Origin of the sequence: Paenibacillus sp. FSL H7-0357 (genome assembly GCF_000758525.1) — a bacterium.
In the GTDB taxonomy this organism is placed as follows: Bacteria; Bacillota; Bacilli; order Paenibacillales; family Paenibacillaceae; genus Paenibacillus_AQ.
Window position 1 is genome coordinate 2,313,616 of sequence record NZ_CP009241.1, and the last position, 19,571, is coordinate 2,333,186.

At 52.3% G+C, this 19,571-nt stretch carries 15 protein-coding genes; 10 read left to right on the forward strand and 5 right to left on the reverse strand.

Annotated elements, in window-relative coordinates:
• Positions 1-22 precede the first annotated feature (22 nt).
• From H70357_RS09855 to H70357_RS09865, 3 genes are all read right to left on the reverse strand, one after another.
• A complete protein-coding gene (locus H70357_RS09855; protein WP_038588513.1) occupies positions 23-1,708 on the reverse strand; it encodes a DUF11 domain-containing protein in 1,686 nt (561 codons plus the stop codon).
• Positions 1,705-8,427, reverse strand: coding sequence for a DUF7507 domain-containing protein (locus H70357_RS09860; protein WP_156131006.1), 6,723 nt, complete (start codon positions 8,425-8,427; stop codon positions 1,705-1,707). The genes H70357_RS09855 and H70357_RS09860 overlap by 4 nt, the downstream gene beginning before the upstream one ends.
• A 158-nt stretch (positions 8,428-8,585) precedes the next feature.
• The gene (locus H70357_RS09865; RefSeq protein ID WP_052091944.1) at positions 8,586-9,233 is read right to left on the reverse strand and encodes a class I SAM-dependent methyltransferase; all 648 of its coding nucleotides are present in this window, start codon (positions 9,231-9,233) and stop codon (positions 8,586-8,588) included.
• A 143-nt stretch (positions 9,234-9,376) separates the two neighbouring features.
• Here H70357_RS09865 and H70357_RS09870 point away from each other — a divergent pair, with 143 nt between their 5' ends.
• Positions 9,377-10,969: an amidohydrolase gene (locus H70357_RS09870; protein WP_038588516.1), complete on the forward strand. Its 1,593-nt coding sequence runs from the start codon at positions 9,377-9,379 to the stop codon at positions 10,967-10,969.
• Between the two features lie 173 nt (positions 10,970-11,142).
• Positions 11,143-11,883: a DUF8580 domain-containing lipoprotein gene (locus tag H70357_RS09875; protein ID WP_052091945.1), complete on the forward strand. Its 741-nt coding sequence runs from the start codon at positions 11,143-11,145 to the stop codon at positions 11,881-11,883.
• Here the strand turns inward: H70357_RS09875 and H70357_RS34255 are convergent.
• Positions 11,864-12,328: a hypothetical protein gene (locus tag H70357_RS34255; RefSeq protein ID WP_156130844.1), complete on the reverse strand. Its 465-nt coding sequence runs from the start codon at positions 12,326-12,328 to the stop codon at positions 11,864-11,866. The two genes, H70357_RS09875 and H70357_RS34255, sit on opposite strands and share 20 nt — an antisense overlap.
• Positions 12,329-12,500: 172 nt before the next feature.
• Between H70357_RS34255 and H70357_RS09885 the strand changes: the two genes are divergently transcribed.
• Positions 12,501-12,878, forward strand: coding sequence for a DUF423 domain-containing protein (locus H70357_RS09885; protein ID WP_038588519.1), 378 nt, complete (start codon positions 12,501-12,503; stop codon positions 12,876-12,878).
• 94 nt (positions 12,879-12,972) lie between these two features.
• Here the strand turns inward: H70357_RS09885 and H70357_RS09890 are convergent, their stop codons facing one another.
• On the reverse strand, positions 12,973-13,479 hold the full coding sequence (locus tag H70357_RS09890; RefSeq protein WP_038588522.1) for a hypothetical protein: 507 nt from the start codon (positions 13,477-13,479) through the stop codon (positions 12,973-12,975).
• Between the two features lie 201 nt (positions 13,480-13,680).
• Between H70357_RS09890 and H70357_RS09895 the strand changes: the two genes are divergently transcribed.
• From H70357_RS09895 to sufU, 7 genes are all read left to right on the forward strand, one after another.
• A complete protein-coding gene (locus tag H70357_RS09895) occupies positions 13,681-13,983 on the forward strand; it encodes a YunC family protein (protein ID WP_038588525.1) in 303 nt (100 codons plus the stop codon).
• Positions 13,984-14,355: 372 nt separating this feature from the next.
• Positions 14,356-14,817 carry a Dps family protein gene (locus H70357_RS09900; protein WP_038588528.1) on the forward strand — a complete coding sequence of 154 codons (462 nt, stop codon included), beginning with the start codon at positions 14,356-14,358 and terminating at the stop codon, positions 14,815-14,817.
• Positions 14,818-15,000: 183 nt separating this feature from the next.
• Positions 15,001-15,573, forward strand: coding sequence for a DUF1802 family protein (locus H70357_RS09905; protein WP_038588531.1), 573 nt, complete (start codon positions 15,001-15,003; stop codon positions 15,571-15,573).
• Between the two features lie 231 nt (positions 15,574-15,804).
• Positions 15,805-16,587 (forward strand): Fe-S cluster assembly ATPase SufC, encoded by a 783-nt coding sequence (gene sufC, locus H70357_RS09910; RefSeq protein ID WP_038588534.1) that lies wholly within the window; start codon positions 15,805-15,807, stop codon positions 16,585-16,587.
• A gap of 28 nt (positions 16,588-16,615) precedes the next feature.
• Complete coding sequence (gene sufD / locus H70357_RS09915) at positions 16,616-17,917, forward strand: Fe-S cluster assembly protein SufD (protein WP_038588537.1); 1,302 nt, start codon at positions 16,616-16,618, stop codon at positions 17,915-17,917.
• Entirely contained in the window at positions 17,914-19,140 is a 1,227-nt protein-coding gene (locus H70357_RS09920) for a cysteine desulfurase (RefSeq protein ID WP_038588539.1), read from the forward strand. Before sufD ends, H70357_RS09920 begins: the two co-directional genes overlap by 4 nt.
• The gene (gene sufU, locus H70357_RS09925; RefSeq protein ID WP_038588542.1) at positions 19,127-19,564 is read left to right on the forward strand and encodes a Fe-S cluster assembly sulfur transfer protein SufU; all 438 of its coding nucleotides are present in this window, start codon (positions 19,127-19,129) and stop codon (positions 19,562-19,564) included. Before H70357_RS09920 ends, sufU begins: the two co-directional genes overlap by 14 nt.
• Positions 19,565-19,571: the final 7 nt, after the last annotated feature.

Here is a 19,571-nt window from a genome sequence, read left to right on the forward strand (position 1 = left end):
CGGAGCCGGGAACTTTGATCCCTTATTCACTGATCTCTTCAATATTAAGCTTATAGCTGTTTGACCGGGATTCCCCGGAATATCTCCGGCCGTCAATCGTGAACAGGTACAGCGCGGTCGAGGAGCCTTGAAGGGACCGGCCCATGAAATCGTCATTGATTCTGACAAAATAAGTGAGATGGACCGTCTGACCAGCTTGCACTGTACCCAGCGGCATCGTCCCCCGGTAAGAGGCTTCAGATGAGGTAAGGGTACTGACCGTAACGATGTCGGACTCAATTAGGCTTCCTTGGGGCACGATCCGTATGACAGAAACGTCGGCAGGATAATTGCCGCTATTGATCACTGAAATCCTGAATTGGGCATTCCCCCCGGGCTCGACAATCGGCGGTTCACCATTCATCTCAATGGATATGACCGGCGACAGAATCAAGGTGGTAACCGCATTTGAGCGGGCAACCAGTCTTACATTTCGTCCGTCTGGCAGTGTGAAGGTATATTGCAGATTGCCTTGGTTCTGCACCGCCGGGGTCTGCTTGATATCAGTGGCTGCAGGGATAGACACAAGAAACTCCACGAGGACCACAGAGCCGGCTCTTATTGTGCCCAGCGGGATGAATTCTCCCGGTCTAATACCCTTCATGGGCACACCGTCAACCATAACGCTGTCCCAGATGAACAATGTTCCTGGAGGAATTGCATCCACCAGTGCAGCATTTACAGCCAGATTTCCGCTGTTTTGTACGGTGAACTTATAATGCAGGTTGTCTCCGGGCGCCGCGCTGTAGCGATCAACCTTTAGACTGACTGTAACGCCTGCCTGGATAATGGATATTTCCAAGGTATTGCTCTCGGTGGTATCAGTAGCTTCATCTCCCTGGTAGGTGGTGCGCGCCTGCGTTGTTAACAGGAAATTCTCAGGGACTGACGTGATCCGTACGCGAAAAGAAATTTCGGCGGCTGTGTCTGTACTTAGGCCTCCCAGCCGGATTCCTTCTGCCGGATCAGCATCGGGATAATAGATACCCCCGGCGACAACACTTCCCGGAACGAAAATGGCTCCATCCGGCACGGGAATGAATACGATAATATCGTTCAGCAGCCGTGCTCCCTCGTTCCTGAGCTGCAGCATATAAGTGACTACATCTCCGGTAAAGGTAGTCGGAGTACTTGCGGCCAGAAGGGTGGAGAGCTGGTAGGAAAGCAAAGAAACTGCTACCGGATTGGAAAGGATTTCGCTTTGCACAAGCCTGCCTTCCGGTGTAGTGAAAGAATAAAATCCCCTGGCTTCATTGCGAAGCTCCAGTGAGGGGGGAAGCGAAACGACAATGACCTGGAAGGCGATGCGGACCTGTGCCTGCGGTGATATTATTCCCAGCGGTATGCCGGAAGACGGAGATACCCCGGGAAGGGGGACTCCGTCTCTTAGCACACTATTAGCAATGAAGGATACGCCTTCAAGGAGAATATCTCTGATCGTTGCCAGTGCAGCCACGTTGCCGCTGTTCTTGGCAACAAGCGAGTAAACCAGCGTCTCCCCAAGGGAGACGCTGGTTTTGTCCGCACTTTTGAATAAGGAAAGTACGGGGCTGAGGACCGGGGTATGGACGGTATTGGAATAGGTTATAGCGTCTATACCCGCTGCCGAGCTGAACAGTACCATGGACTGATTCGTCACGACAGGTTGAGGAAATGAGCCAGGGGTCATGTCGCGATTACCTGAACCTTGAAGGTTACAGTTGTTGAAGCTCCGGCAGCAATCGTGCCGATGACAACGCCTGATCCGGGGTTGGCCCCAGGACGGGCGATATCGTCTACGGTAACGCTGCCCGCAACGAATTGGCTTCCGGCCGGAATCGGGTCAACCAGCACAACGTTGTTGACGGCGACGATACCGTTGTTCGTCACGACAATTGTATAGGTAAGGGTGTCGCCGACTACGGCATCGATAGCCGGTGTGCTCTTGACTGCGGTGACGTCCGGAGACGATACAGGGATCACAAGTACATTGGACAAGGAAGAGCCTGAGAGCAGACGTCCGTCCGGCGGCGTGAACGTGAAGGTTGCGGCTGCCTGATTGACGAGTCGCTGCGGTGAAGGCAGCGAAGCCACGGTAACCTGCAGGGTGACTGTCATGACGACTGTAGCTCCAGGGGCAACCGTTCCAAGGTTGATTCCGGCTGCCGGATCGGCTCCCGGTTGCGGCACACCGTTCACCAGCACACTGTTCGGAACAAATACACCTCCTGCAGGGATGGAGTCCGTAAGGGTAACCACAGCCGGCAAGTTCCCGGTGTTTGTGACGCTAATGAAGTAAGTGACAGTGTCTCCGACGGTTGCATTGGCTGTATCCGCGCTCTTTAGGATATTGATTATCGGCTGATACACCGGAGTAATCAGGTTATTGGAATAGGAAGCACCCGAGAAAGCACCGGAGGTAAAGCTCACGGACGCCTGGTTATTAAGGCTCGGTGGATTCGGCAGCGCAGTAACAACAATATTGAAGGAGACCTGGACAGAAGCTCCCGGAGCCAGAGTGCCAAGGGAAATTCCATTGGCCGGGTTCGCTCCCGGCAGAGGAGTGCTGTCGACAACTACGCTGCCTGTGACAAAGGAAGCTCCCGGTGGTATCGGATCGCTAAGCACGACATTGTTGACCGATGCAATCCCGCTATTGGTAACGGTGACTGTGTAGGGAACGGTATCACCTACTACGGCATCTGTTACAGTGGAGGCTTTTGATACCAATACGTTAGGCGATGAAACGGAAATCTGATTGATGTTGGAGACTGCTGATTCGTTGAAGGTCCGGCCGTCCGGCAGGGTATACGCAAAGGTGATGGTAGCCCGGTTGGTCAATTGCTGGTTTGGCGGCAGCGTAGTGATCAGAACAGAGAAAGTGACTGTTAAGCTGGCGCCGGCAGCAATAGAACCGAGCGGAATGCCGGTTGCGGGATCGGCTCCCGGGGACGGGAATCCGTTAATCAGCACACTGTTTGCTACAAGTAGGGTTCCTGCCGGAATCGTATCGGTCAAAGTAGCAGTAGCCGGATAGTTGCCTGTATTGTTTACAATTACGGTATAGGTAATGGTATCCCCGACGGTAGCATTGACAGAGCTTGCGCTTTTGACTGCTGCCACTATCGGTTCGTAGACCGGTGTGGTGACAATATTGGAGAATGCTACGTTGGAAAGTGCTCCGGAAGTAAAGCTGACGGAGGACTGGTTGTTCAGCAGTCCGGTTGCCGGCAGCGAAGTTACGGTTACAGTAAAGGCTACGGTCACTGAAGCCCCCGGGGCGATGCTGCCTATGGTTACCCCGGTAGAAGGTGAAGCCCCGGGCCGCCCGACACCGTCCACAAGCACACTGTTCGGCACAAAGGCGGTACCTGCAGGAAGAGCATCCGTAAAGACAACGTTATTGACGGTTTCGATCCCGTTATTCGTCAAGGTCACGGAATAGGTAATCGTGTCCCCGACGGTAGTTGCCGTTGTCGCGGTGGATTTGAGCACGGCGAGATTCGGGCTGGATACAGGAATCGTGACCGTGTTGGAGAGTGCTGAACCGGTGATTGTGCGTCCGTCAGGCAAAGTAAAGCTGTACGCTGCGGTCCCCTGATTGACCAGCACCTGCGGAGACGGCAGTGAGGTAATCACAACTGAGAAAGTGACGGCGACAGTGGCTCCCGCAGCGACAGTTCCAGCGGCAATACCGGTAGTGGGATCAGCCTGCGGCAGAGGCAGCCCATTGATCAGGACGCTGTTGGGCACAAAAGTGGTTCCTGCCGGAATATTGTCCGTTACGTTCAGAGTGGCTCCATAATTGCCGGTGTTGCTGACAGTCAAGGTATAGGTTACGGTATCGCCGACTGTGGCATTAGCGGTGCTGGCTGTTTTAACCACAGAGACATTCGGCTGGAAGACGGGAACGGCTACCGGGTTCGACAAAGTGGTACCTGAGAAAATACCAGAGGTATAGGTAACGGTCGCCTGGTTGTCAATAGAGGCGTCAGCGGGAACGGAAATGACCGTTACGCTGTAAGAGACGATTGCAGTTGCGCCGGAGGCTAACGTTCCGATCGCAATCCCGGAAGACGGATTGGCATTTGGGAAAGGCACTCCGTTTACTGATACGCTGCCGGGTATAAATGAGGATCCGTCAGGCACGGGATCACTGAGTAATACATTATTTACGGGATCAATCCCGGTGTTGGTAATGCTTACGGAATAGGCAATCGTATCTCCAACGGCAACTGCTGTTGCAGGAGTGCTCTTCACTACGGAAAGATTGGGAGCGGAGACCGCGATAGTTACCGTATTAGATACAGCCGTACCCGTAAGCAGCCGGCCGTCAGGCGGAGTGAAAGTGAAGGAGGAGGAGGCCTGATTGACAAGCTGCTGTGGTGAAGGCAAGGAGACTATAAAGACAGTGAAGCTGACGGTAACACTGGCCCCCGGAGCTACGGTGCCGACGGTAATACCGGTATCGGGTGCGGCTCCCGGCTGCGGAAAGCCGCCAACGATAACGCTGTTGGGATCAAAGGTAGTCCCTGCGGGAATGTTGTCGGTCAAAGTAACATTGGCAGCCAGATTGCCTGTGTTGCTGACAACAATCGTGTAGATAATGGATTCGCCAACTGTTGCATTAAGATCATTGGCACTTTTGACAAGGGAAATCTGCGGCTGTATTACCGGTGTCGTGGTTACGTTGGAAGATGAAGAACCGGAGAATACACCGGAGGTAAAGCTGACGGTCGACTGGTTGTTGATCTGTGAAGGAATCGGCATTGTTATCCTCACCTCGAATGTTACGGCGACTGACGCCCCTGGGGCCAGACTGCCGATTGGAATGCCGGCGGACGGAACTGATTGCGGCTGGGAAACGCCGCCCACAATTACGGTTCCGGGAATGAAGGCAATATTCTCAGGCAGAGGATCACTGAGAATGATGTTGCTGACAGCCGCGATGCTGGTGTTCGTCAGCACCGAGGTGAACTTAAGAATGTCACCCGTAACGGCATCAATGGCGTTCACGCTTTTGACGATACTGACATTGGGAGCGGAGACAGGAACACTGAGCGTGTTCGAAACAGCGTTTGTTCCGAGCTGCCGTCCGTCAGGCAGAGTGAAGCTGATTGCAGCAGCAGCCGAATTGAGCAGCTGCTGGCCCGGGGGCAGCGCCGTCACGGTGACCAGAAAACTGACGGTGACACTATCGCCCGGCACAAGCGGACCTACCGGGATTCCGGTCACCGGGTTGAAACCGGGAAGCGGTGTTCCGCCAATGATGACGCTGTTCGGTTCAAATACTGCTTGCGGCGGTAAACTGTCAGTCAGGTTCAGCGTGGCGGCGATATTACCGGTGTTGCTGGCCAGGATCGAGAAGGATAGGGAACTGCCTACCGAAGCCTGGGCGCTGTTGGCACTTTTAACGAGAGTGATGACCGGAATAAAGATCGGAGTTGTCACTGTATTGGACAGGGCAGTTCCGCTGAACGCTCCTGCCGTGAATGAAGCGCTGGCCCGGTTAACCAGTTCGGCGGGATTTGGCAGGAAGGCAGCGTTCACCTTGAAGGTGACGACCACACTGGCCCCTGCCGCGATGGTGCCAAGAGCAATGCCCGCCCCCGGATTGGCGGATGGTACAGAAGCCCCGTTCACCGTGACGCTCCCAGCCACAAATGCTCCTCCCGCGGGTACGGGATCAGACAGGACGACGTTGTTTACAGCCACCCCGCTCGGATTGGATACCGCTACGGTATAGGTTATATTCTCACCGACAGCGATGGCGGAGAGATTGGCTGTTTTGAATAAGGTGATATTCGGTGCGGAAACCGGGATACTGACCGTATTCGAGAGGCTTCCCCCGCTGAGGGAACGTCCGCTGGGCAACTGGTAGGTATAGCTGCTGCTTCCTTGGTCGGTCAATACCGCCGGAGAAGGCAGTGACTGCACCGTAGTCAGGAAGTTGACGGTTACCGTAGAACCGGGAGCCACGGCCCCCAGTGGAATTCCGGTGAGCGGAGAATCCGCAGGACGAGCGGAACCGTTCACTGTAACGCTTCCCGCAACAAAGGAAGAGCCGGCGGGGATATTGTCGCTTAGGGTGACGGTTGCTGCCAGATTCCCTGTGTTTTGCACCTGAAGGGTGTAAAGCACGTTGCCGCCTACAGTCGCACTGGCCGGACTTGCGCTTTTGACAATGCCAATGACAGGCTGATACACAGGTGTTGTGGTGATGTTGGATTGGGAAATGCCTGTAAACATCCCGGAACTATAGGATGCCGAAGAACGGTTGGACAGCTGTCCGGTTCCCGGTACAGAGGTGACCGTCACTTGGAAAGCTACGGTTGCACTGTTACCAGGAGGAATTGCCCCCACAGAGATTCCCGATGCCGGGTCTGCGACCGGCCGGGATGAGCCGGAAACGGTCACACTGCCCGGAACAAAGGTGCTGCCTGCAGGAATCGGATCGGACAGGACAACATGTGTTACCGCCGAAATCCCGTTATTGCTGATGACGGAGGTATAGGTCAAAGTGTCCCCTACGGCAACGTCAGGGAAGCTGGTGCTTTTGACCACTGTAACATTGGGCAGTGTCACCGGAAGGGTCAGCGTATTCGATGCTGCTGAACCGGCCACGGTACGTCCGTCAGGCACCAGGAAGGTATAGGCTGCAGTGGTCTGGTCGGTTAACTGCGGCGGCGACGGCAGACTGTTCACGGCAACCCTGAACTGAACGGTGGAGCTTCCTCCGGCGGCAATCGTGCCGATTGCGATGCCCGTGGCGGGATTGCCTGCCAAGGGAGTCCCGTTAACGGTAAAGCTCCCGGGAACATAGGTGCTTCCGGCAGGGATATTGTCGGTCAGCGTAGTGGACGCACCGATATTTCCCGTGTTGGAGATTTGCACGGTATAGGTAATCTCATCTCCAACCGTTGCGTTGGCGGTGTTGGCGCTTTTGACCATACCCAGAACCGGCGAGTACACTGGAACCGTTACTGTATTGGATGGGATGACTCCCGAAACAATGGGTCCTCCGGCTACACTCTGGAATGTAAATGCGGCATTGGCGGAGTTGGCAATCGTCTGCGGGCTGGGCGGCAGCGAGGTCACTCTGGCCTGATATGTAACCGTTACAGAAGAGCTGAGTGCCAGTGACCCTAAGGGAATTCCGGCTGAAATATCATAGCTAGGCCTGGAAACGCCGGCGACTACAACGCTTCCGGCTACAAAGGTCAAGCCGCTTGGCAGTGTATCTGACAGTACCACACTCGTAGCACTGGCAGTACCTGTATTGTTGATGGTAACGGTATAGGTTATCGTATCACCAACGATCGGACCGGCCACATTGGAGCCTTTGGTCAGCGTGATTACCGGAGCGTTAATATTGATCTGGAGCGCATTCGCGTTGACTACATAGGCATCGCCAGAGGTGGTCAGCGTCAGCAGTGCAGAGGACTGGTTGTTCACCAGCCTTGCCGAAACGTCGACGTTGGTAATGTCCCAGCCTTGCCGTCCACCGATGATATTGGTGCCTGGACTGCCGTTGGTCTGGTTGCGGGTTCCGAAGGTTCCAGTCGTATTCAGAGCGCCGTTGTCATTATTAATCTGCGAAGCAAAGAAGTTATTGGCAAAGTTGTTGGGACCCGACAAGGCCACCTGTGTGGCGGAGGTCGGGCCGAACAGCGCCTGGTCGCCTGAACGGTTCGCGTCGCCTTCCTGCGCGCTGAACAAGATGCGTCCGCCCAGAGCGCCGGTGACCGGTGTGGCGAAACCCGTAATAGTCGTGACAACCGGGGCTGAAGTGGCCTGTACAAGCACAGCTCCTGCCCGCAGCGACATATTGCGGAAGGGAAGGGAGGGGTTCTGGTAGATCACACCAAGTGTCCAGCCGGCATGGTTGGCGGTTGCATCACCCGTGATTACGATGGTGCCGACGACACCGCCGAGCGTGTAGGTTCCGGCACCGCCGCCCTGAATAATGCTGGTGACATTGGCTGAGCGGACATAGGCGGAGGCCCCGTTTCCCAGATCTATAGTATTAGCAGTGGCTGCATCTGGAGTTACACTGGTCGTACTCCCTGCGGGTGTGGTGAAGGAGACCGGATTATTGATGAAGGCGCTGAGATTAACCGAGCCGTTAATATAGGAGCCGGCCCAGATCAGTTCTGCGTACAGCACGGTGCTTCCTGCGGGAAGCGTCAGTATGGCGGCTGAGCTGTTGTTCTGGTACAGGCTGGTCGTACCGGCTGGGTAGGTGCCGAATACAGAGGCCGTGTTGACCGTACTGAATGCACCTATACTATCCTGTGTACCGGGCACCCCGGCCGTTTCGGATCTGCTTAGTCCAAGTGTATTACCGGTAAATGTAATTGCGCCTGTTGCGTTAATCGTAGCCCGAACGACTAGAGGAATAATTTTCACCTCCTTCAAGGTTGCTGAACTGCGCAGACGAAAAAAAGCAGACCGTCTCCTGGATAAGGACGATGTGCCAAATTTCTTGTGGTATATTAGCCTATGACGGGTGACGGGCATAATTGTTTGTCCACGGGGGATTTTTTTAAAAATACATATTTATATTTCTACTTGCTGAAATCTTGTCTATGCTGTGAGAGAAGCCTCCGTTCCAGCAGCACACGCGGTTCAGGATAATGATTTCTGCTCATGGTTTCGAGCTCCTCCGGGGTGATTTCTTTCTTAACGACGGCAAAATGGTACATGATTTCATGAACTACATTAGATTGCAGCGTCTTGAGAATCTCGAGTTCTTCTGCTTCGTAGAGCGAGTCGTTAAACGGGTATTGATAGAACAGCTCCATCCGCAGCAGTCTGTAATCGAAGGGCGGCGAAGGGACCGGATAATCGGGAATCACCGGAGAGAGCGGACTTGCGGAAGGCTGGAAAAAGCGGTTTGTGAAATACCGGGGAGTGTACTCGTCGAATTTTTGTTTGAAAAAAGGATTGGAGACGTGAGCGAAGCTATGTGCATAAGGTGCGAGAATACAGACTACGGCTTTATGGATGCTGATTCTGTGAATCTCTTTCATCACCGCAAATAGATTGTTTACATAGGGCAGAACTCGGCTGGCCATAATGAATTCGGCAGTATTGTCCGGCAGTGGAATGCCTTTATTAATATCGCAGACCAGATCCACCCCGGGGTATGAAATGCAGTCGATTCCCAGATAACCCAATTCTTTAGCGGAACCGCAGCCGATATCGATTTTCAAGGAAACCACTCCTTTTTAGGGACGTAAATAGGGCTCTTCACCATAGTATTAATTCCGCAGCTGCATGCTTCCGGCTCATGCCCATAGATTGAAAGAAACATGCTTTTAATATAAAAGTTGTTATAACAAAGGAGCAGAAGTACATGACCGCAACCTTATTTAAAAATGGCGTTCTGCCATTTCGCAGCCAATCCGGCGATGACGCTGTATATGTGGAGCACGGCAGGATCACTGCCGTTGGAGAGGGCAGGTACTTGGCCCTGCAGCTTAGCGGCAGAGAATACAACGTTGTCGATTGGGACGGAGCCTATGTGCTGCCCGGTCTGACCGATGCGCATGTGCATCTGGGCATGCACGGGATGAAGCTGGACATGCTGGATTTCACGGGTATGACCTCCAAAGAAGAGATGCTGCATGCAATTGCCAGACGCGCAGAGATTACGCCTCCCGGGGAATGGATCCTCGGGCTGAACTGGAACGAGAATGAATTCCGGCCTGCCGCAGCGCCGCATATATCCGAGCTGGATGCGGTGACAGAGCGGCATCCCGTATTCCTTACGCGTACTTGCTTTCATGCCTTCCTCGGCAATAGCGAGGCTTTCAGGCGGGCAGGCGTGACCGAATCCACTACAGACTTCGCTTCCGGAGCCTACGGCCGTGACGCTGAAGGGAAGCTGAACGGCTGGATTTATGAGGATGCCTCACAGCCGTTTAATGCCGTGCAGCCGGTGCCCGATTATACCGCCAAGAAGAATGCGGTCCGCCGGGGAATTGCCGACGCGCTCTCTCTGGGGCTTACAGCCGTGCATACAGAGGATCTGCGGCTGCTGGACAGTGTGGAGACGATGCTGCAGATTCACCGTGAGCTGCGCGAAGAAGGCCTGTTCTTCCGCACACACCAGCTGCTGTATTATGTCTATCTGCAGGAGGTGGAGGAGCTGCGGCTGCAGGCAGGCAGCGGTGACGAGTGGCTGCGGCTTGGTGCGGTCAAGCTGTTCGCCGACGGTGCCATCGGCGGACGGACCGCACTGTTGGAGCAGCCTTACAGCGATGCCCCGGATACATCCGGCATCGCGATCCATACACAGGAGAAGCTGAATGAAATTGTCGGCGCGGCGAGACGGCTGTCATTCCCGGTTGCTGTGCATGCGATCGGAGATGCGGCAGCCCGGATGACGCTAGCTGCGATGGACCATCACCGGCTGTCTCCGGAAGCCGTCCTGCCGGACCGCTTCATACATGCCCAGGTGCTGAATGGCGCGCTGGTGGAGCAAATGCGCGGACTTCGGCTCATTGCCGATATCCAGCCGCGTTTTGTGGCCAGTGACTTTCCCTGGGTGCTGGAACGGGTAGGCCCGGCAAGAACAGGGCATCTGTATGCCTGGAATAAGCTGATGAAGGCCGGAATTACCTGTGCCGGTGGCAGTGACGCGCCCATTGAGCCGCTGAATCCATTTCTTGGCCTGCACGCTGCCGTTACCCGCCGCAAGCCGGGGGAATCCCATGAGGGCTACTTGCCGGGTGAGAAGCTGAGCATCCCGGAGGCGATAGGTCTGTTCACAACGGGCAGTGCGGCTGCCGCGGGAGAAGAGCGTGAACGCGGACGTATCGCACCGGGCTTGCAGGGGGATTTCACGGTAATTGACCGTGACGTGTTGAGCGATCCCGAGGAACTGCTGCAGGTGAACGTACGGATGACTGTGGTCAATGGGAAAATCGCCTACTGTGCTCAATGAAAAAAGCAGTCCGGGTACCGGATGATGAGCTGAAGAAATGCCGCCTCATACACTTCTAGTGCGCTCCCCATCAATTTCGACAAAGTTTATGCAACCCTGACTATGGGTTAAACGTTAATAAGGGTAGTAAGCAGATATTGACCATACCGCACGTCTATGAGGAGGCAGTCAACATGAAATCACAACGTTCATTACCGGCTATTGCGGCAGTCGCTGTATTGATGCTGACATTAACCGCTTGCGGAGGCAACACTCCTGCTGAGGCTCCGGGTGAGCCTTCGGCAACGGTTTCTCCTTCACCTGTGGCATACACAGCAGCGCCTGCACCTAGTCCTACCGCTACTGCTGAAGCACAGGTCATCCAAGGAACCGGCAGCTATGTCGGTCAAATTGACAGTCATTCGATTGAAATAGAAACGGAAGAAGGCCCTACCGCTTTTGAACTGGGTGCTGGCACCGAGAGTGTGCTTGAAGGTCTTGAGATGGAGGACCCTGTAGTTTTTGAATATGTAGAAAAGCCGGTGGAGGGTGATCCTTCCGTCGTCCAGCGGATTCTTTCTAAGCTGTCCAAGGCGGAAGAAGGGGCAGCCCCGGTGACCAAACTGCCGGAGACCCGAACCATGAAGCTTACGCTGGAAGGTATGGCGGAAGAGAAGACTGCCACGCTTGCGGACGGAGAAGGTTATTCGCTTTATGTATTTGATATCTTTACCTTTGATGCGGCAAGCAACCGGTTATCTATGAAGGTGGATCCTGATTATTACGCTGAAATTGAAAAATTGCCTTCTGATTTTAATCTCGATCTTTTGGAGCAGGAAGGCCGTAAGGAATTGTCTGCTACTGGGATCGACGGGAGTGGCTCTTTTCTATTAATGAAAGTAAATAGCGGGATAATCAGTAGGAGCCGGCATTGACCAGAATGGTAGAAATGAGCAGCATGAACAACAGAAGGATGATAGCATTGATAATGGTGCCGATGACGGCGAACACTTTTCGGCGGTTGCGGAGAGTCAGCCCGATAATTCCGACAACTGCTCCGATTACATTAACAGCTGCAAGTATCAAAACGGTCAATCCCAGAAACATGAAGGTTCCTGCAGACTCATTGATGCCGCTGTTGCTTTCACTAAGAATGGAAGAAGCCTGCTTCCCTACCACCACTAAAGTAATTGCATAACCGATAAACGTGACCAGCGCGATCACAAAAGAGGCGATACCTGGGCCGGAATGTTTGAAATCACGTTTATTCGCTTGGTAGGTGTAAGGTACTTCAGGTTTTGACAGATCATTTTGTCCTGGAAATAGGCTGTCCTGCCGGGATTCCTGTGAGTCGGATTTTGGTGGAGAATTATAGTCCATAATAAAAGTGCGCTCCTTGTAAAAGAATGGATTCTTGATACTATCCACTTTTTCATAAGAACGCTTCAAATGCAAGTCCCACATTGAAAAAATCCCGGAACTCCGCTGGAATTGACCCCTGTTGGTAAGGTAAGATAGGGGAAGTCCAATAATAAGGAGTTGTATTCTGATTATGCAACGGAGATTTATCGCCTGGGGAGCTTTGCTGGCTATGCTGGCAGTGGGGATCGGCGCATTCGGAGCGCATATGCTGAAGGCTTCGATCAGCGAGGATTACATGAAGGTGTATGAAACCGGTGTGCATTATCATATGATTCATGCACTGGGACTGATATTGGTCGCGATTATTGCAGGACAATGGGGAGAGAGTGTCCGCCTGCGCTGGAGCGGCAGGCTGCTGATCGCAGGAATTGTTCTCTTCTCCGGCAGCTTGTACGTACTGAGTATTACCGGGATCAAAATCCTTGGAGCGGTTACCCCGCTCGGCGGCGTTTGTTTTATTGCCGGCTGGATATGTCTGGCCTGGGAAGCCCTTTCCCGCAAGAACTGACTGAAGTCAACCGGAAGGCATAAGCAAATAAAACAAGCACCTTTCACGGAATGCCATTCCGGTAGGGTGCTTGTTTGTGCTGCACAGGTTCGTGCTAATGAAATTCGTCAATTTCATTGAGGTTAAAGGTATAGACCTGTTTCTCATCAACATGGTAGATGCTTATAGAGTTGGCCGCTTCATCAAAATTTAGAATACGGCAGGGCATGGACATCTGCTTACCATGACGGTTCGTCCGGATACGGACCAGTTGATTGTTCTGAATGTACTGTCTGATCTTTCCATAAGCATCCGCACGGCTATCCACTGAGGGCTTATCCTCTGCGGGTTTTTCCGGTTGTTTGTCCGCCGGCTTCACTGGCAATTTAAATGGAACTGGTGGGGCTGACTCTTGTTGCAGAGCTATCTTCGCAGAACGTAGAAGGTTGTCAATGGTTCTTCCCAGCTCAAGACCTGAGTTAATGTTGAAATCTGTGATTTTGTCGCTGTTGTTCAACATTTCAAGTAAATATTGCAGTGCAAGCGGGTTGGTACGGGCATTAATCAGGATGTCGACGTTAAATAAATAATTTCCGTCCGTGTGTTGTAGTTTCTTGTCCATAAATCCCCCAGCTTTTTACTAAATCGATTCCTAAAGTAAATAAACTATACCATTAAATAAACAATAATCATATACTTCTTTGCTTGGAAATAAGGCTTAAAGTCTCTGTATTTTATTAGGATATAGGACCATCGTCTACACACAGCAAGAGGGCTCCGCATACACATAGAGCGTGGATGACGAAAAAAGGAGGCGCTGCTATTGGTTACCATAGAACCTATTCAGGTCGGAGATCACACCTTAGTTGGAGTCGAGGTGAAACTTCCCAAAACAACGCTGCTCACCATCAGCACAAGCCGAGGGTATATTATGTGCGGAGCGCTGGATGTGGGACTGCTGAATAAGATGCTTAGTGACCGGCAGATTATTGCCGCACGGGCCGTAGGTGTACGCACATTGGCGCAGCTCCTGGCAGCTCCGCTGGAGTCTGTTACTATAGAAGCGGAAAATCTTGGGATTTTGCCGGGGATGACAGGCAGTGAGGCATTGCTCCGCATGCTCTGAGCGGTAATGAACGTAATGATTTGGCGTGTTGCACGGGGCCCTTTGGGGGCCCTTTTGTTGAAATATAAGCATTTATATGCTTTACGCTATAAATTATCCTTCTATTTCTCGCTGAAACGGATACCGTCCTTTTGAGGACGGCGAAGCCGTTTCCACTTGTGAGGGCAGTTAAAGGGCATAAGGTGGGCAATCTTGGTCATCCTACGGATAAGGAGTTGGTTTAAGCCCTCGGAGAGAGCTCGATTTCACTGCAGGTGTGGCTTCCATTTTGTTTCGGCTAACCGCTGGAAGGGTAAAGTAAGTATAGACAATTGCAAGGCCGGACCTTGGACAAGCAGCCGGCTAAATTATGGATAAGGATGGGATCATATCATGGCTAAAGCATCTAACAAAGTAAACACTGCATCATTGGAACAAGTCCTCAACCGTCAAGTTGCGAACCTGAATGTATTGTACGTTAAAGTTCATAACTTTCACTGGTATGTCAAAGGCGAACAATTTTTCGCCCTGCATGTGAAATTTGAAGAGCTTTATGATGATATTACGCTGAAAATGGACGAAGTTGCTGAACGCCTGCTGAGTATCAAAGGCAGCCCTGCAGCTACAATGAAAGAATATCTGGAGATTGCCACCATTCAGGAAGCAACGGGCAAAGAAGATGCCCGGGGCATGGTCCAATCCCTCATTGAAGATTTTGCTACGGTATCCGAAGAACTTACGGAAGGCATTGAGCTTGCGGAGAACGCCAGTGATCAGCCGACAGCCGATTTGTTCATCAAGATCCGCTCCGATCTGGAGAAGCAGCAATGGATGCTGCGCTCGTTCCTGGGCTGATTCCAGCCTGACCCGAAATTACATTTGAAATTCTGCAAAGCCTCCTGTGCGGAGGCTTTGTTTTTGTGTTACTGTGGCATGAGCGTTGGCAGGCTGCGAAATTTGTAGACTCCTGCGGCAAGGGATATAATTTATAGTGAAGATGATGATTTTGAACAGGATAAGTGGAAGGAGTGATTGACCTTGAACGCCAACCCCGTAGCCTTAAAAGAATGGGCCGCAGCCATCCAAACGCTGACAGAAGGACGGATGATTATGCTGATGCGCAAAGGGGGGATAGAGGAAGAAACACGGCGTTTTGAACTTAAAAGCCCTTCGTTCTATCTCTATCCCACTTATGAACACCAGCGTGCCGAACTGCTGAAGGAGCCATACCGCCCGCTCGTCTCCCAGACACTGGAAGCAGGCGGCGCTGATTCCGCTGCGATTTCATTGAATGCATACGCTGAAGCGGCTGCTGATTTGGAGGTTCGTAATTTGAATCAGCTGGAACGGCTGTACCCCTATCACATCTGGAGCGAAGGACTTGCGTCCGAAAGATTGCGCTGGAAAGCGAAGGAACCGCTTCATGTCCTGCTGCTTCGTGTATACGTTCCCGAGGCTCCCGCCATTATTCAAGTACGGCCGGAGTATTCAGGCTGCCGCTCCTGGATTGAACTGGAGTCCCCGCCTGAAGCCGGCAACTTGCGCCCGGTTCTGGGCGACGAAGAGTTCCGGATCAGGAAAGAGGAAATCATCTCTGCCCTTGGACAGTAACAGGCTGAGAAAAGCTCTAAACGTGGATGACGGGTATGAAAATTGAAAATAGATATTTGTAAAAAAACTTCCTTTGTAATAAAATTAGTGAGAATCATTGATAATCACTGTGATTCACTTTATAATAATTATAATGTGATATAAAATCTAATTGTGCTGGCAAACAGGAACCCCCTGTTTCAATACAGCTTTCTGATTTTTGCAAATTGATGAGTGGAGGGAATAATTATTATGGCAGCAGATTTTGTCATTGAAGGACTAAAAGCGACAATCGAAGGAAAAGAAATTCTGAAGGGTATCAATCTTCAGATGAAGGGCGGCGAAATTCACGCTATCATGGGTCCGAACGGTACAGGTAAAAGTACACTGGCTTCGGCACTCATGGGTCATCCAAAGTATGTAGTAACTGAAGGCACGGCTGTGCTGGAAGGTGAAGACCTGCTGGAGATGGCAGTAGATGAACGCGCACGCGCCGGTTTGTTCCTGGCCATGCAGTATCCGAGCGAGATCAGCGGAGTAACCAACTCCGACTTTCTGCGCAGCGCCATCAATTCGCGCCGTGAAGAAGGCAGTGAAATCTCCCTCATCCGTTTCATCCGTCAGATGGAAGCTAAGATGAAGGAACTGGATATGAATCCGGAATTCCTGCACCGTTATCTGAACGAAGGCTTCTCGGGCGGCGAGAAGAAACGCAACGAAATTCTCCAAATGATGATGCTGGATCCGAAGATCGTCATTCTTGACGAAATTGACTCCGGCCTTGATATTGATGCACTCAAAATTGTCGCTGAAGGTGTAAACTCGATGCGCAGCCCGGAACGCGGTTTCCTGGTTATTACCCACTACCAGCGTCTGCTTAACTACATCACGCCTGATTACGTGCATGTTATGATGCAGGGCCGCATTGTGAAATCCGGCGGACCTGAACTCGCGCAGCGTCTGGAAGCAGAAGGTTATGAATGGGTTAAAGAAGAACTCGGCATTGAAGATGAAACTGTAGGACAGGAAGCTTAAAGAGACGCCAGGAAGGAGGAAACCACTTATGACGACGCAAACCATTCTTCCGGTGGATGCCGGACGTCTCAGCGAATTATCGCAGAGCAGCGGCGAGCCAAGCTGGCTGAAGGACAGCCGGTTAAAGGCGCTGGAACTGGCAGCAAGCTTGGAGCTGCCGAAACTGGAAAAGACACGGATAGAACGCTGGAACGTGAACAACTATGGAACCTACAAAGCAAGCCAGCCTTTTACAGCACTTAGTGAAGCACCTGCTTCCATAACGGCCCTGATTCAGGGTCAGGAGGAAGGCAGTCTGATTATTCAACGCAATTCAGGCGCTGTCTATACACGGCTGGCTCCTGAGCTTGCTGCGCAAGGCGTGATTTTTACCGATTTGCAGACAGCAGTCAAAGAGCATGGAGATCTTGTGCAGCGTTATCTGCATAAGGCTGTGCTGCCAGACGAGCATTCCATTGCTGCACTTCATGCCGCCCTGTGGAACGGGGGAGTGTTCCTCTTCGTTCCCAAGAATGTGGTTATCGACACTCCGCTGCAAGCGGTGCTGCTGACGGACGACGCAGAAGCTGCTTTCGTTCCGCATATTCTGGTGGTTGCCGAATCAAACAGCTCAGTAACCTATGTAGATAACTATGTATCTGACAAAACTGAAGCCGGACTGCATAACGGTGCGGTTGAAGTATTTGTAGGTGCAGGCGCCAAAGTGCGCTTTGCCTCGGTACATCAGCTTGGCGTGGACACTACAGATGTGACCTACCGCCGTGCAGTGGTTGAGAACGATGGAACTATTGAGTGGATTGTCGGTGAAATGAATTACGGCGATACAGCGAGTGACACGAAGTCGGTGCTGAAAGGCAATGGTTCAAGCTCCGATGCCAAAGTGATCGCAGTAGGATCGGGTTCGCAGAAGCTGAACTATACGACGCAGGCGCAGCACTTCGGAAAGAATACGCCGAGTGACATGATTACCCGTGCTGTTATGCGGGATTCTGCGACTTCTATTATTAACGGAATTACGAAGATCGAAAAAGGCGCGACAAGAGCCGATGGACAGCAGACTGAGAAAGTTCTGATGCTGAGCCCGAAGGCACGCGGCGACGCCAACCCGATCCTTCTTATAGATGAAGATGATGTAACAGCCGGCCATGCCGCTTCCGTAGGACGGGTCAATTACGAGCAAGTGTTTTACCTGATGTCCCGCGGAATTACACGGCACGATGCAGAAACACTGATCATATACGGCTTCCTGGCACCTGTAGTGTCGCAAATTCCACTGGAGGGACTGCGCAATCAGCTCCAATCTCTTGTGGAAAGGAAGTTAGGCCAATGATTAACAGTAACATCCGGGAGCAATTTCCCATCCTGAATCAAAAGATTAACGGCCATCCGCTGGTTTATCTGGACAGTGCGGCAACTTCACAGAAACCGCGCCAAGTCATCGAAGCGGTGAAATCCTATTATGAATGGGATAACGCCAACGTCCACCGCGGTGTGCATACTCTGGGCAGCCGGGCTACGGATGCTTATGAGGGAGCCCGCGAGAAGGTTGCGAAGTTCATTCATGCCCGTAGCACGAAGGAGATTATCTTTACCCGCGGCACAACGACAGCGTTAAATATAGTGGCTTCTTCTTATGGCCCTGCTGTTCTTAGTGAAGGCGACGAAATTGTCATCACCCAGATGGAGCATCACAGCAACTTTATTCCATGGCAGCAGTTGGCCAAGAAGACTGGGGCAACCCTGAAATTTCTACCGCTGCAGAAGGATGGAACGATTACCCTGGAGGATGCCGAGAATACGATTACGGACAAGACCAAAATCGTAGCCATCGCGTATGTATCCAATGTTATGGGGGTTACCCATCCGATTAAAGAGCTTGCAGCCATTGCTCACCGCAAGGGTGCAGTTATCGTGGTGGACGGAGCACAGAGCACGCCGCATATGAAGGTCGATGTCCAGGAGCTGGATTGCGATTTCTATGCGTTCTCCGGTCACAAGATGCTGGCCCCGACCGGCATCGGTGCTTTGTACGGTAAGAAGGCATTGCTGGAAGCTATGGAGCCGGTTGAGTTCGGCGGCGAGATGATTGATGACGTCGGTCTTTATGAATCCACTTGGAAAGAGCTGCCTTGGAAGTTCGAAGGCGGGACACCGATTATCGCTGGTGCCGTCGGATTGGGAGCAGCAATTGATTTCCTGCAGGAGATCGGACTGGATGAAATTCACCGTCATGAAATCCAGCTTGCCGCTTACGCGGAGCAGCGTCTTGCAGAGGTTGACGGCTTGACACTGTATGGCCCGCGTAATCGTCAGGTGGGTGTAGTCACATTCAATCTGGGTGATGTGCATCCGCATGATGTGGCGACGGTGCTGGATGCGGAAGGTATTGCCGTCCGCGCCGGCCATCATTGCTGCCAACCGCTGATGCGCTGGCTTGAGGTAAGCTCAACGGCACGGGCCAGCTTCTACCTCTACAATACGGAACAGGATGTAGATGCGCTGGTCCAAGCTTTAATCAAGGCAAAGGAGTATTTCGCCTATGAACTTGGATGACTTGTATAGACGCGTAATTATGGATCATTATAAAAATCCCCGGAATCGTGGTTCATTTGCAGACGACGCTGTGAAGATTGAGCTGAACAACCCGACCTGTGGCGACCGGATTACGCTGCAGCTTAAGGTAGAGGACGGCATCGTCAAAGATGCCCGGTATAGCGGCGAAGGCTGTTCGATCAGCATGTCGTCGGCTTCCATGATGACGGAAGCCGTCAAGGGACAGACTATAGAGCATGCGCTTGAGCTTGCTGACAAGTTCTCCTCCCTGATGAAGGGTGAGACAGTAGATTTCGGAGACTATGAAGATATAGAAGCCCTTTCCGGTGTTAATAAATTTCCGGCGCGGATCAAATGTGCCACATTGGCATGGAACGCGCTTCGCAAAGGAATAGACGTCGAAGAAGAACACCAACAACATTAGATAACAA

What these genes read in the sequence shown, in the direction of transcription:
- H70357_RS09855 (WP_038588513.1), bottom strand. Translation starts at nt 1,708, where the DNA reads ATGACCCCTGGCTCATTTCCTCAACCTGTCGTGACGAATCAGTCCATG.
- H70357_RS09870 (WP_038588516.1), top strand. Translation starts at nt 9,377, where the DNA reads ATGACCGCAACCTTATTTAAAAATGGCGTTCTGCCATTTCGCAGCCAA.
- H70357_RS09875 (WP_052091945.1), top strand. Translation starts at nt 11,143, where the DNA reads ATGAAATCACAACGTTCATTACCGGCTATTGCGGCAGTCGCTGTATTG.
- H70357_RS34255 (WP_156130844.1), bottom strand. Translation starts at nt 12,328, where the DNA reads ATGGACTATAATTCTCCACCAAAATCCGACTCACAGGAATCCCGGCAG.
- H70357_RS09885 (WP_038588519.1), top strand. Translation starts at nt 12,501, where the DNA reads ATGCAACGGAGATTTATCGCCTGGGGAGCTTTGCTGGCTATGCTGGCA.
- H70357_RS09890 (WP_038588522.1), bottom strand. Translation starts at nt 13,479, where the DNA reads ATGGACAAGAAACTACAACACACGGACGGAAATTATTTATTTAACGTC.
- H70357_RS09900 (WP_038588528.1), top strand. Translation starts at nt 14,356, where the DNA reads ATGGCTAAAGCATCTAACAAAGTAAACACTGCATCATTGGAACAAGTC.
- sufC (WP_038588534.1), top strand. Translation starts at nt 15,805, where the DNA reads ATGGCAGCAGATTTTGTCATTGAAGGACTAAAAGCGACAATCGAAGGA.
- sufD (WP_038588537.1), top strand. Translation starts at nt 16,616, where the DNA reads ATGACGACGCAAACCATTCTTCCGGTGGATGCCGGACGTCTCAGCGAA.
- H70357_RS09920 (WP_038588539.1), top strand. Translation starts at nt 17,914, where the DNA reads ATGATTAACAGTAACATCCGGGAGCAATTTCCCATCCTGAATCAAAAG.
- sufU (WP_038588542.1), top strand. Translation starts at nt 19,127, where the DNA reads ATGAACTTGGATGACTTGTATAGACGCGTAATTATGGATCATTATAAA.